Source organism: Streptomyces sp. NPDC050732 (genome assembly GCF_040654255.1).
GTDB lineage: Bacteria > Actinomycetota > Actinomycetes > Streptomycetales > Streptomycetaceae > Streptomyces.
In genome coordinates, this window is the sequence record NZ_JBFAHP010000019.1 from 92,255 (window position 1) to 105,125 (window position 12,871).

Below are 12,871 nucleotides of genomic sequence, written 5' to 3' on the forward strand. Positions count from 1 at the left end.
CAGCATCACGGCCGGCACCCCGGGTCGTCGTCGAGGTCGAAGGTGAGCGAGTCCGCCGCCGCCCGGGCGCGCTCGGCGGCCTCCTCCGGTGTCGCGCCGAGCGCCCAGGCGAACGCGAGCCGCGCGAGCGAACCGGTGAGATCGCCGATCAGGTCACCGACACCGGCGACCGTGGCGACCTCCGCCACACCGGGCATCCGCCGGGCGTCCTCGATGCCGTGGACCGCGGTGAGCACGCCCCGGCGGTCGGCGCACCGGTAGCGGATCGCCGCGAAGTCCGCGCGTTCGCCGCTCCGGTGCCGCGCCATCGCCTCCTCGACCTCCGCGGTGATCGAGTGGCCGACTGCTTGACGTGCCCAGGCCTGCTGGACGTCGATCCCTGTCGCGGCCGCGAGCATGTTGGGGATGCGGTCGCCGCCGTAGCGCAGATGCGTCTCGATGATCCGGACACCGTTCCCGGTGAGGATCACCTCGGTGTGGGTCGCGCCGTCCCGCACGTCGAGCGCGTCCAGCATCCGGCGGACGGTGCCGGCGATGGCCGTGGCCTCCGCTGCGGGGAGCGGGGCCGGGACCAGGTGGCCGACTTCGACGAAGCTGTCCCGGTCGACGGACTTCTGGGTGATGCCCGCCACGAAGTGCCGGCCCGCCTCGCTGACGCACTCGACGCTGAACTCGCGGCCCTGGTGGAAGGGTTCGACGACGAGTTCTGCCGTGTCCAGGCCGGAGGTCCCGTCCATGCTCCACGCGAAGGCCCGCGGGACGTCCGCGGGAGACTCCAGTTTGCTGATGCCCCGGCTTCCGATGCCTCCCGCGGGCTTGCACATGACGGGGTACCCGAGGTCCCCGGCGGCCTTGGCGAGCTCGTCGGCGCCGCGGACCCTCTGGGCGGGAGTGTCATCGACCCCCGTCTCGCCGAGGCGGGCACGCATGAGGTACTTGTCGGCGATCCACCGGGCGGTCCGCTCGGAGTAGCAGCTCAGCCCCAGCTGTTCCGCGATGTATGCGGTCTTGTCCGCGTCGGACTCGGTGAAGTCGACGATCGCGTCGACGCGGTCGTGCTCATGGATGGCCCGGGCGATGGCCAGCCACTCCTCCCGGCTCGTCCCGCGGTCGAGGATCAGCAGCCGGTGCAGGTCCTTCCTGTCCCAGACCTTGGCCTCGGCCTCCCGCCGGCAGAGCACGCTGATACGGAGTCCGGGAGCGGCCCGGAAGCAGTTCCTCGGGACCTCGCGGGCTCCACCGATCATGAGCAGGTGTGCTGCGACCGCCGCTGTCTCCTCAGGCATCGGACCACTCCGCGTTCGCGTAGAACCAGTCGACGCACGTACGAAGACGCTCTTCGACCTCGTCACTGGTGGCGCCGGTGACGAGGAAGGTCGCGATCTCGCCGTTGGTGTGCCGCATGGCCCCGTAACGGCGTCCGGTGGGGGCGCAGGTGTAGTCGATGACCCAGTCGAACGGGGCCGACTCGGGGGCCTTGGTCAGGACGCCGGGCCGGGGGGAGATCGTCGTCTGCCCCGAGATCCGCTGTTGGAGGGCTTCCGTGCGCGGCCAGTCGGGGGGTTCGAACCCGCAGAACGCATGGACCGCGGCCATCTTGAAATCGACTCCGAAGCCGGCCCTGTTCTCCTCGAATATCGAGCCGCCGCCGAGCCGCTGTGCGGCCTCGCCGAGGACGAGCTCGCCGTCCGGTCGCTGCCAGAGCTCCACGTGGAAGAGCCCGTCGGGGCCGAAGGGAAGCACGTTCTCCAGGAGGTTCCTGGTGAACGCGACGGCTTTCCGGGCCAGGTCGCCGCGGGCGTCGAGCATCGTGCTGCCCATGAAGCCGCCGTGCAGGAAATCGATGTGGCTGCCGATGTACCGTGCCGCGCTCATGAAGCGGCAGACGCCCTGGGAGTAGTAGCCGTCGACGCGCAGCTGCGTTCCGTGGACGAAGGCCTCGGCGAGCATGTCCGGCTCGCGTTCGATGCCGGCGAAGATTCCCTCGCTCAGCAGCGCGTCCAGCTCTGCCTCCGACTCCAGGATGTAGGTGTCGGCCGACCCTTTGCCCGCGATCGGCTTCAGCACCAGCGGGAAGCCGGCGGCGTCGGCGAAGTCGAGCAGCTCGAAGGCGTTGCGGACCTTCCTGAACTCGGCCACCGGCACGCCCGCCGCGGCCGCGCACCGCTTCATGAGGAACTTGTCGCGCATGTGGGCCGCGTCCTCGGGACGGATGCCCGCGAGACCGTGCCGTTCCCGCAGCCATGCCGCTCGCAGGACGTCGGCCTCCGCCATGGGGATGACCCGCTTGAACCCGCCGTTCGCGAGCAGTTGGTCCGCCCGCTTGCCGACCAAATCGTTCATCGCGTAATTCGGGAAGCACTCAATTCTGGGGAAGGCGTCGCCATAGTGTGCCTCGATCCATTCCGGTGGATGGTCGCGGTCGGTGCCCGTGAGCAGATGGGCGGTGTTCCGGGTGGCGTCGGCCCATTCCTGAGGTGTATTGCGGAGCAACACCTTGAGCGGCGACATGATGATGTTTTCCACGATGCCTCATCCTGCTCTGCTGAGTATGTGTCCGGCTATGGCGTCCGCGTCGTCGAAGAACTCGCTCCAGGGCCCCGGCCTGCCGCTTCCGACGAAGGTGAACCAGCGGGTGTTCTCGGTCGGAATGCCGATCACGTGCAAGGCGTCGGAGGGCGAGCCGTCGCGCGCCACCGGATGGAAAGGGGAGCCTGTCGTGGCGATACCGCCGGTTCTGAAAACGCCCTCTCCGCCGTGCACTTCGCCGTCGGTGTTGGCGTTGACGTATTCCGTCAGCACTCCCCGGTCGCGGAGGTTGACCATGAGGGGAGAGGCGTCCAGGGACAGCTCCGTACCGGGAACCCTGGCATCGATGAGGGCGTCGAGTTCTGTGTCGGATCCGGTGACCGCCGGGGATCCGACGGTGAACCGGCCGCTGGACTCACAGACTCCGAAACGGGTGGCCGGTCCTGCGATGCGGACGATTCCGGCTTCGAGGAGCGCGAGCAGTTGATGGACGCGTTTTCTCGGCGGCCCCGAGGACAGCAGGGAGCTTCGCGGGCTGAACCAGCCGAGGAAATCGTCGGCGTGCGAGCGCGCGGTGAGTCCGGAGAAGTCCACCAGTCTGCGTATTTCGCTGCGCGTATCTCTCAGGACGTCCAGCGCGGCTTTGAGCGGATCGAGCCGGTTCCCGGCTTCGGCGTGCCGCAGGTCCCCGCGCATGAACGCCATCACGTCGTGCGTGAAGTCCTCCGGCGACGCATAGGAAAGCCCGTCGAACGGACGGGCCAGGGCGAAGAAGTCGACGGGTTCGGCGTGGACCCCGAAGGTCTCGGCGATGTCCCTGATCGCCAGGGCGTCGCCGGCGCCTCGCGCCCTGACCTCCTCGACGAAGGCGGACTCCGCGACCGGTCCGGCCAGAGCGCGCACCAGCGTCGCGAAATACACCAGATGCATCTCGGCCAGGACGGACGGAACGACATCCGAACGGAAGTCCAGGGGACGGCCGGCGGACCTCCGCAGGATCTCGTCGGCCTTGAAGAGAACGGGCCGGTAGGAATGGTCGGGCGCCTTCTGGTTACGCCCCCGGGCGGGCAGCGGCAGCCCGCTGCGGGAGCCCGCGACGATCAGCGGCTCGTGACCGCTCGGCTGATAGCTGTACTCATTCTCCGCGACCTCCAGGAACTTTCCCTGACGCCCCTCGGTCAGGGAGAAGATCACGTCGTAGGCCGAGAGACCGAGCCCGATGACCCCGGTCGGCGCACCGGCGGGAATCCCGTCGAGGTCCATCTCCGCGGGAGAGTCACTCCGGACGTACTGGATTCCGGGATTGCGGCCGGCGAACTCCGCGAGGGCGAGCGCCGCCCCCGCGAGGCGGGGACGTCCGTGCCCGGTCGCCAGGACGACACTGTCGGCCACGACCACTCGCCCGCTTTCGAGGCGTAAGCGAAAGGACCCGCTTTCCCGGCACAAGTCGATGACGCGGTCGTGAATCCCTTCGAAGGAGACCCCCGGCGGCAAGGCCTTCTCCGTCGCGTCCAGGACAAACCGCAGATACCGTCCGTAGACCTTTCTGGGCGCGTATTCATTGCGCCCCACCCGTGGATCGTGGGACCGCCACCATTCGGCGAGCGACGGGCCCGCGCCCGGCCGGGCCGGCCCATTGTCCGCGGGCCCTGAGAACATGGTCACCTCATCGGCGACCGTGTTCATCCGGTAGATCTCGTCCTGGCCGGTTCGCCAGATACGACCGCATCCGAGTTCGTCCGCGTCGATCAGATGGATATCGATCCCGGCAGGGTGCGCGGAATTCTGGAGTCGCGCCGCGACGCGCTCAAGGACCGCGAGTCCCCTCGGCCCTGATCCGACGACGGCGATCCGGTACGGGTGTCGGGAGCCGTTGACGTCGCTCACAGGGTCCCTCGCTGGGGGTTAGGGAGGTGGGGAACGTCAGGCGTTCCTTCCGAGCCGTACCGGACCATATGCGCGAGAGATCATCCGGGTAAATGGATTAACGACAGGGCTCCAGCGGGGCTTGAGTTCCGTAACGGCCGACGCACCGGCCCCGCCACCGCTGCGCTCCCCCTGCGGCCCCACCGTAACCGCGATCGACGACCGGCCCCGGAGTGCCGGGTTCTCGCAGTTCAGCGCGGTTATTCAACAAACTCCCAAGAGATCTACACGGCCCCTCGGCGAAGGTACGAACGACCGGAAACAACGAAGAAGAGGGGAATTGCCGTGAAGCGCAAGTTCACATGGAAAGCAGCGTCGGCCGTGGCCGGCCTGTCCCTGGTCGGGACCCTGGTGGGGGCCGGCGGCGCGGTGGCCGCGTCGAACGGCGGCGACGGGGCGCAGGCGTCCTGCGTGACCAGCACCCGCAACTGGGGCGGCAACATCCAGGGCCAGTACGGCTGCACGGAGTACGACCTGCCCAACGGGGAGCAGCAGGTCTTCGGCATCGGCACGGACGGGGCGATCTGGACGCGTTGGTCCCGGACCAACGGCACGCTCAGCTCCTGGTCGTCGATGGGCGGTCAGGGCCGCAGCACGGTCTACGCCTCGGGGTACGGCTGGGCCATCACGCTCAAGGTGCGCGGCACCGACGGCGCCTGGTGGTACAACAACCGCGGCGGAACGTCGAGCGGCGGCTGGAGCGGCTGGCACCGCTGATCCCGGCTCATTGAGCGGGAGCGGGAGCGGGGCCGGGGCCGGGGGGGACCGGGGGGGCATCCCCGTCTGCGGGGGCCGGTCCCGGCACTCACAACCCCGCCAGCGCGTTCCACCGCTTCGCGAACTCGGTGCGCTCCTTCGACGTGATGTCGCGCGCGATCACGAGCCGCTCGCGCATCGCGTCGTCGGGGAAGATCAGCGGGTCCTCGGCGAGGGCGGCGAGTTCCTTGTCCTTGGCGGAGGCGAGGACGTCGCGGGCGGCCGGGACGGGGCAGACGTAGTTGACCCAGGCGGCCAGCTCCGCGGCGACCTCGGGTTGGTAGTAGTGGTCGATGAGCCGTTCGGCGTTCCGCTTGTGGCGGGCCAGGTTGGGGATCATCAGGGACTCGGCCCACAGCTCCGCGCCCTCCTCGGGGACGACGAACTCGATGTCCGGGTCGTCCGCCTGGAGCTGGATGACATCGCCGCTGTAGGCCTGGCAGGCCAGGACGTCGCCGCTGGAGAGGTCCTTGATGTAGTCGTTGCCGGTGAAGCGGCGGATGTGGTGGCTGTCCACCATCTTCTCGACCTTGTCGCACATCCGGTGGAAGTCGTCGGCCTTCCACTTCCTGATGTCGACACCGTCGCCCTGGAGCAGCAGCGCGAACGCCTCGTCGAGACCGGAGAGGAGGGTGACCCGGCCCTTGAGGTCGTCCGCCCACAGGTCGGAGACCTGCTTGATCTCCCGGCCGACCTTCCGCTTGTTGTACGCGATGCCCGTGATGCCCGACTGCCAGGGCACGGTGAACTTCCGCCCGGGGTCGAAGTGCGGCGAACGCAGCAGCGGGTCGAGGTACTTGGTGACGTTGGGCTGTGCGGCGCGGTCCATCTCCTGCACCCAGCCGAGCCGTACGAAGCGTGCGCACATCCAGTCGCTGATGACGATGAGGTCGCGGCCGGTCTCCTGGTGGTTCATCAGGGACGGGCTGATCTTGCCGAAGAACTCGTCGTTGTCGTTGATCTCCTCCGTGTAGCGGACGTCTATCCCGGTCCGCTTCTCGAAGGCGTCCAGCGAGGGGCGCTTCGTCTTGTCCTCGTCATCGGTGTCTATGTAGAGCGGCCAGTTGGCGAAGGCCAGCTTCTTGTCCTGCCGGGAGCGGTCGCCCGCGGCCCGCTCCCCCGGCTCGATGTACGCGGCGGGCACCCCGCAGCCCGCGAGCGTACTGACGGCCGCACCGCCGCCCAGGGCGCGCAGCAGGGAACGGCGGGACACGGGGGAGGCTACGGGGTTCGCTCGCACCCCGGCAGCATGCGCCTTCGCGCGCGGGCGCGGCAATGGACGCAGCGTCGAGCCCCGCCGCGTGGAGCCGACACCTTGTCGATCAGCGGGTCCGACACCGGGCGTACGTCAGGCGGGGTCCAGCCACCCCGCCAGGTCGCCCGCGGTGACCCGCTCCAGGGGCGCGGCGTCGACCGGCCCGGGGTACAGGCGGTACGCCGTGCCGGAGGCGGCGCCCTCCGCGCCGGGCAGGTCGCCGTGCAGCAGCGCGAGCAGGGCGGCGCGGTCCGTCAACTCCGGCTCCGCGCACAGGGAGTCCGGCTCCCAGCCGTCCCGGATGCGCAGCGCGAAGTCGGCGCGCGGCTCGTCCCCGGCGCGGCGGTAGCCCCACAGGACGTGGCCGCGGCCGCGCACGTACACGTCGCCGTCGGTGCGGGCCGCCGCCGTCCAGCAGGCGAGGTCCCACAGGGTGGCCCGGCCGCACGGCCGGAAGGTGTCGAGCAGGTCGTTGCCCATGCGGCCGAGCTGCTTGCGGTAGCGCCACACGGCGTGGCCGGTGCCCGTGGTGGCGAGGGTGACGTCCGCCCACCAGGCACGCCGCTCCCGGAGGTCGACGATCATCGGCACGCGCAGCTTCGCGTCACCCCCGAGGTCGAAGCGCTGCCGCACGGTCCGCGGATCGTAGACGGCCCGCTCCTTGCCCTCGACCGCCATGAAACCGGCGAAGGCGTCGGGCAGTTCGTCGAAGGGCACGTCGTTGTACGAGATGACCGCGGGCACGACGAACCGCACCCCGGTGCTCGCGAGGCGCGGCAGGTCGAGGTCCAGGTACTCGGTGGCGCCGTGCGGCGCCGGCGCGGAGGTCAGGTCGCCGGAGTGCCGGGCGGCGCCGCCCGCGTGCTCCAGGTGCGTGTAGTCGCAGAGGCCGACGAAGCGCCACAGGTCGTCGTAGAGCGCGACGGACAGGTCGAGGTCGACGCGCGTGCCCTTGGGCTGCGTCCAGTGCAGGAAGAGCCGCACGGTGTCGCTGTCCGCGGGCATGGGCAGGGAGCTGCCGCGCGGCACGGCGACGAGCGAGGCGGCGGAGGCGCGCTCGGCGAACGGCACGGGCAGGTCGGCGAGCGTGGCGTCCAGGACGGCCACGTCGTACCGCTCGCCCTCGCGCGCGGCGAGGCGCCGGACGGCCTCCGCCCCGATGAGCTCGCCGGCGCGGCCCGCGACGCGGGAGGGCAGCGGCGGCCTGTGGTCCTCGGCCGCGTACGCCTTGGTGACGCGCCCGCGCGGGAAGAAGACGCGGCGGTGCCCCGGTACGGCGCGGATCTTCATGCGGCCGTACGCGCCGAGCAGCGGCCCGGGGCCGGAGCGCGGCAGGGCGTCGGCGAGCGCGTCGGCCACCGTGTCGGGCAGTGTCGTGGAGCCCGAGCGGGCGAGCAGCAGGTCGAGGCGGCGCAGGAGTTCGCCGGGGCGCTCGCGCAGGAGTCGTACCGCCGCTTCGACGTCCCAGTGTGCGAGGGCCTCTTCGACGCGCCCCTGCCAGGTGACGACGCGCAGCCGGTCGCCGGTGAGGCGCACGGCGTCGTGCCGGGCGGCCTCGGCGAGCAGCACCTCGCCGAGTGCGCCGTCGCGCACGCGTGTCCCGCGCAGGGCGGCGAAGGCGAGCGCCACGCGCGCGTGGCGGTGGGCCTGCTCGAAGGGGTGCAGGATTTCACCGACGCGCTGCCACGCGCGCGGGTGGCGTGCCATGTCCTCGGCGAGGCGCCGGAGGTCGAACCCGTCGAGGAGGGCGAGAAGTTCGCGGCGCACAGGGCGCGGGAGGCCGCGCAGGCGCGGGAGTTCGAGCAGGTCGGGGTCGCCCCCGGAACGTACGACGAGCAGACGCAGCACGTCGGTGGCCGTGTCGGCGTACCGCGCGACGAGTGGACGCGCGCCGGGGATGTCGAGCAGCGGCGCGAGGGCGAGGGCCTTGCTCTCGCGCAGCGGGACGGCGGCCGGGAGCCAGTCCGCCGCGGCGGCCGGGTCCAGGTGGCCGAGGAGCAGGACGAGGTCGTCGTGGTCCTGCGGGTTCAGGGGCGTGCGGCGGGCGAGGAGCGCGGTGAGCTCGGCGGCGGCGTCGCCGGGGGCGCCGAGGCGCAGGGCGCGCAGGACGGGGCCGCCGTCACCGCCGAGGCCGGCGCCGGTGTCGAGCCAGGGGTCGGTGGGGCCGTCGGTCTCGTAGCGCTGCTCGCAGATCGGGCAGCCGTACCACTCGCAGCACTCGTCGCAGCAGCCCCAGTCCACCCTTTTCTTGGGGTGGCAGTCGTCGCAGAGCAGGTGCGCGCAGGGCGCGAGCGCGCGCACGCGTGCCTTGATGCCTCCGCAGTCCATGCAGGGCTGGTGGGGCTGGGCGGCGAGGTGGTCGGCGACGGTCGCCCTGAAGCGGTCGTACGCGTGCCGGTAGGGAACCTCGTCGGGGAAGCGATGGAACAGCGGGGCGTGACGCCGGTCGGAGCCCATCAGCGCGTCGACGTCGGCGAGCAGCTCGCGCCCGGTCGCGGCGAGGTCGGCTACGGAGAGCGTGGTCAGGGCGCGGCGCAGCGGGGCGGTCAGCAGGTGCCCGCGGTCGGCGAGTTCGGCTTCGAGGACGACGACACCGGCATCGGTCACGGCGGACCGTCCGCCGCCTTCGGGGACGTACACGCTCTGCCGGCGGCGCAGCAGCAGCCCCGCGAGGTCGTCGGCCGTCGTCGTCGTCATCAGGTCCCACCCCCGTGGTGCAGAAAAAGGGCGGGGGCGGGGAGTGGGCGCGCTACGGGTTCTTTTGCAGAGAAGAGAAAGAAGGAAGCACACCACGGAGCCGCCCCCGCGCACACAACGGTACGCGGGGGCGGCGGGGCCCGGCATCTCAATTAGCCCAGGCCAAGGGGGTACTAACCCTCGATGGACGTCATCACGTGCTTGATGCGCGTGTAGTCGTCGAAGCCGTACGCCGACAGGTCCTTGCCGTAGCCGGACTTCTTGAAGCCGCCGTGCGGCATCTCCGCGACCAGCGGGATGTGCGTGTTGATCCAGACGCAGCCGAAGTCGAGGACCTTGGACATGCGCATCGCACGCGCGTGGTCCTTGGTCCACACCGAGGACGCGAGGGCGTACTCGACGCCGTTCGCGTACTCGACGGCCTGCGCCTCGTCCGTGAAGGACTGGACGGTGATGACCGGGCCGAAGACCTCGTTCTGGATGATCTCGTCGTCCTGCTTGAGGCCGGAGACGACGGTCGGCGCGAAGAAGTAGCCCTTCTCGCCGACCCGCTGGCCACCGGCCTCCACGCGCGCGTGGGCGGGCAGCCGCTCGATGAAGCCGGAGACCTGCTTCAGCTGGTTGGCGTTGTTGAGCGGGCCGTAGAGCACGTCCTCGTCGTCCGGCTGGCCGGTCTTCGTGTCGGCGGCGGCCTTGGCGAGCGCCGTCACGAACTCGTCGTGGATGGACTCGTGGACGAGCACGCGCGTGGCGGCCGTACAGTCCTGGCCCGCGTTGAAGAAGCCCGCCATCGAGATGTCCTCGACGGCCTTGGCGAGGTCGGTGTCCTCGAAGACCACGACGGGGGCCTTGCCGCCGAGCTCCAGGTGGACGCGCTTGAGGTCCTTGGACGCGGACTCGGCGACCTGCATGCCGGCGCGCACGGAGCCGGTGATGGAGGCCATCGCCGGGGTCTTGTGCTCGACCATCAGGCGGCCGGTGTCGCGGTCGCCCGTCACGACGTTGAAGACGCCGGGCGGCACGATGGAGCCGATGATCTCGGCCATCAGGACGGTCGACGCGGGGGTGGTGTCGGACGGCTTCAGCACGACCGTGTTACCGGCCGCGAGGGCCGGGGCGAACTTCCACACGCCCATCATCATGGGGTAGTTCCACGGGGCGACCTGCGCGCAGACACCGATCGGCTCGCGGCGGATGATGGAGGTCAGACCCTCCATGTACTCGCCGGCGGCGCGCCCCTCCAGCATCCGGGCCGCGCCCGCGAAGAAGCGGATCTGGTCGACCATGGGCGGGATCTCCTCGGACCGGGTGAGTCCGATCGGCTTGCCCGTGTTCTCGACCTCGGCGGCGATGAGTTCCTCGGCCCGCTCCTCGAACGCGTCGGCGATCTTGAGCAGGGCCTTCTGGCGCTCGGCGGGCGTCAGGTCCCGCCAGGCGGGGAACGCGTCGGCGGCGGCCTTCATGGCGGCGTCCACGTCGGCCTGGCCCGACAGGGGCGCGGTCGCGTACGCCTCGCCGGTCGCCGGATTGATGACCTCGGTGGTCCGTCCGTCGGCCGCGTCCCGGAATTCTCCGTTGATGTAGTTGCGCAGACGGCGCAGCTCGGTGGTCACTTCCGCGGCCCTCCAAGTCAGATGTCCAGTGGATGAGACACCCACCCTAGTCGCTGTACCGACGCTTTCAACATACCCAGCGGCCCAGAACTGCGGAATCCGTGAGGATCGGAGTCGCAGACAACGAATTTCATCGATCTGGCCTTGCGGAAGTGACGAGACGTCGTGCACAGTGAGGTCGTGGCAAGTCGCAGCGCAGACCCCAGCAGCCCTCGCGGCTCACGCACCGGGAATCCGGGCGGGAGCGGCAGTGGGAACGGCTCCCCTCCCGTGGACGCCGTCTCTCTGGCGATCATCGAACAGCTCCAGGAGGACGGACGCCGTCCGTACGCCGCCATCGGCAAGGCCGTGGGCCTCTCCGAGGCGGCCGTGCGCCAGCGCGTCCAGAAGCTGCTCGACCAGGGCGTGATGCAGATCGTCGCCGTCACGGACCCCCTCACCGTGGGGTTCCGCAGGCAGGCGATGGTCGGCATCGATGTCGAGGGCGATGTGGACCCGGTCGCGGACGCAGTGGCCGCCATGCCGGAGGCGGAGTACGTGGTGATGACCGCGGGCTCGCACGACCTCCTCGTGGAGATCGTCTGCGAAGACGACGACCACCTGCTCGAAGTCATCAACAAGCGCATCCGCGCCCTCCCCGGCGTGCGCTCCACCGAGAGCTTCGTCTACCTCAAGCTCAAGAAGCAGACCTATATGTGGGGAACCCGATAGCCGTGAGCAAGGACCTCAGCCAGACCGCCTACGACCACCTGTGGATGCACTTCACCCGCATGTCGTCGTACGAGAACGCGCCCGTTCCCACCATCGTGCGTGGCGAGGGAACCTACATCTACGACGACAAGGGCAAGAAGTACCTGGACGGCCTCTCCGGCCTCTTCGTCGTCAACGCGGGCCACGGCCGTCACGAGCTCGCCGAGACCGCCTACAAGCAGGCCCAGGAGCTGGCCTTCTTCCCGGTGTGGAGCTACGCCCACCCGAAGGCCGTCGAGCTCGCCGAGCGCCTCGCGAACTACGCGCCGGGCGACCTCAACAAGGTCTTCTTCACCACCGGTGGCGGCGAGGCCGTCGAGACCGCGTGGAAGCTGGCGAAGCAGTACCACAAGCTCACCGGCAACCACACGAAGTACAAGGTCATCTCCCGCGCGGTCGCCTACCACGGCACCCCGCAGGGCGCCCTGTCCATCACCGGCCTGCCGGCCCTCAAGGCCCCCTTCGAGCCGCTGGTCCCCGGCGCGCACAAGGTGCCGAACACGAACATCTACCGCGCCCCGATCCACGGCGACGATCCCGAGGCCTTCGGCCGCTGGGCCGCCGACCAGATCGAGCAGGAGATCCTCTTCGAGGGCCCGGAGACGGTCGCCGCCGTCTTCCTGGAGCCGGTGCAGAACGCGGGCGGCTGCTTCCCGCCCCCGCCCGGCTACTTCCAGCGCGTGCGCGAGATCTGCGACAAGTACGACGTGCTGCTCGTCTCCGACGAGGTCATCTGCGCCTTCGGCCGCCTCGGCACGATGTTCGCCTGCGACAAGTTCGGCTACGTACCGGACATGATTACCTGCGCCAAGGGCATGACCTCGGGCTACTCCCCGATCGGCGCGTGCATCATCTCGGACAAGCTCGCCGAGCCGTTCTACAAGGGCGACAACACCTTCCTGCACGGCTACACCTTCGGCGGCCACCCCGTGTCCGCCGCGGTCGGCATCGCCAACCTCGACATCTTCGAGAAGGAGGGTCTCAACCAGCACGTCCTCGACAACGAGGACGCGTTCTACCAGACCCTCCGCAAGCTCCTCGACCTGCCGATCGTCGGCGACGTCCGCGGCAACGGCTTCTTCTACGGCATCGAGCTGGTGAAGGACAAGGACACCAAGGAGTCGTTCAACGACGAGGAGACCGAGCGCGTCCTGTACGGCTTCCTCTCCAAGGCGCTCTACGACAACGGCCTGTACTGCCGTGCCGACGACCGCGGCGACCCGGTCGTCCAGCTCGCCCCGCCGCTGATCTCCACGCAGGACACCTTCGACGAGATCGAGGGCATCCTGCGGCAGGTCCTCACGGAGGCGTGGACGAAGCTCTGACCGTCCGTTCGACCCGTCGT

9 protein-coding genes are annotated in these 12,871 nt (G+C 69.9%); 3 read left to right on the top strand and 6 right to left on the bottom strand.

Annotated features, from left to right (window positions below; genetic code table 11):
- Positions 1-5 precede the first annotated feature (5 nt).
- The 3 genes from AB0H82_RS19120 to AB0H82_RS19130 are packed head-to-tail and all read right to left on the bottom strand — an operon-like array spanning position 6 to position 4,416.
- A complete protein-coding gene (locus tag AB0H82_RS19120) occupies positions 6-1,286 on the bottom strand; it encodes an ATP-grasp domain-containing protein (RefSeq protein ID WP_362994167.1) in 1,281 nt (426 codons plus the stop codon).
- Positions 1,279-2,526 (bottom strand): hypothetical protein, encoded by a 1,248-nt coding sequence (locus AB0H82_RS19125; RefSeq protein ID WP_362994169.1) that lies wholly within the window; start codon positions 2,524-2,526, stop codon positions 1,279-1,281. The genes AB0H82_RS19120 and AB0H82_RS19125 overlap by 8 nt, the downstream gene beginning before the upstream one ends.
- 6 nt (positions 2,527-2,532) lie before the next feature.
- Positions 2,533-4,416, bottom strand: a complete 1,884-nt coding sequence (locus AB0H82_RS19130; RefSeq protein ID WP_362994171.1) for an FAD/NAD(P)-binding protein — start codon at positions 4,414-4,416, stop codon at positions 2,533-2,535.
- A gap of 324 nt (positions 4,417-4,740) precedes the next feature.
- Between AB0H82_RS19130 and AB0H82_RS19135 the strand changes: the two genes are divergently transcribed.
- Positions 4,741-5,172, top strand: coding sequence for a hypothetical protein (locus AB0H82_RS19135; protein ID WP_362994173.1), 432 nt, complete (start codon positions 4,741-4,743; stop codon positions 5,170-5,172).
- An 88-nt stretch (positions 5,173-5,260) separates the two neighbouring features.
- On the opposite strand, the gene AB0H82_RS19140 is transcribed toward AB0H82_RS19135, so the two are convergent.
- From AB0H82_RS19140 to AB0H82_RS19150, 3 genes are all read right to left on the bottom strand, one after another.
- Positions 5,261-6,424, bottom strand: a complete 1,164-nt coding sequence (locus AB0H82_RS19140; RefSeq protein WP_362994175.1) for an extracellular solute-binding protein — start codon at positions 6,422-6,424, stop codon at positions 5,261-5,263.
- A 135-nt stretch (positions 6,425-6,559) separates the two neighbouring features.
- Complete coding sequence (locus tag AB0H82_RS19145; protein ID WP_362994177.1) at positions 6,560-9,163, bottom strand: MXAN_6230/SCO0854 family RING domain-containing protein; 2,604 nt, start codon at positions 9,161-9,163, stop codon at positions 6,560-6,562.
- 173 nt (positions 9,164-9,336) lie between these two features.
- Entirely contained in the window at positions 9,337-10,776 is a 1,440-nt protein-coding gene (locus AB0H82_RS19150) for a gamma-aminobutyraldehyde dehydrogenase (RefSeq protein WP_362994178.1), read from the bottom strand.
- A 165-nt stretch (positions 10,777-10,941) separates the two neighbouring features.
- Between AB0H82_RS19150 and AB0H82_RS19155 the strand changes: the two genes are divergently transcribed.
- A complete protein-coding gene (locus AB0H82_RS19155; RefSeq protein ID WP_362994180.1) occupies positions 10,942-11,487 on the top strand; it encodes an Lrp/AsnC family transcriptional regulator in 546 nt (181 codons plus the stop codon).
- Positions 11,472-12,851, top strand: coding sequence for an aspartate aminotransferase family protein (locus AB0H82_RS19160; protein WP_362994182.1), 1,380 nt, complete (start codon positions 11,472-11,474; stop codon positions 12,849-12,851). Before AB0H82_RS19155 ends, AB0H82_RS19160 begins: the two co-directional genes overlap by 16 nt.
- Positions 12,852-12,871 lie beyond the last annotated feature (20 nt).

Coding starts and splice junctions, on each gene's coding strand:
- AB0H82_RS19120 (WP_362994167.1), bottom strand. CDS start 1,286: ATGCCTGAGGAGACAGCGGCGGTCGCAGCACACCTGCTCATGATCGGT.
- AB0H82_RS19145 (WP_362994177.1), bottom strand. CDS start 9,163: ATGACGACGACGACGGCCGACGACCTCGCGGGGCTGCTGCTGCGCCGC.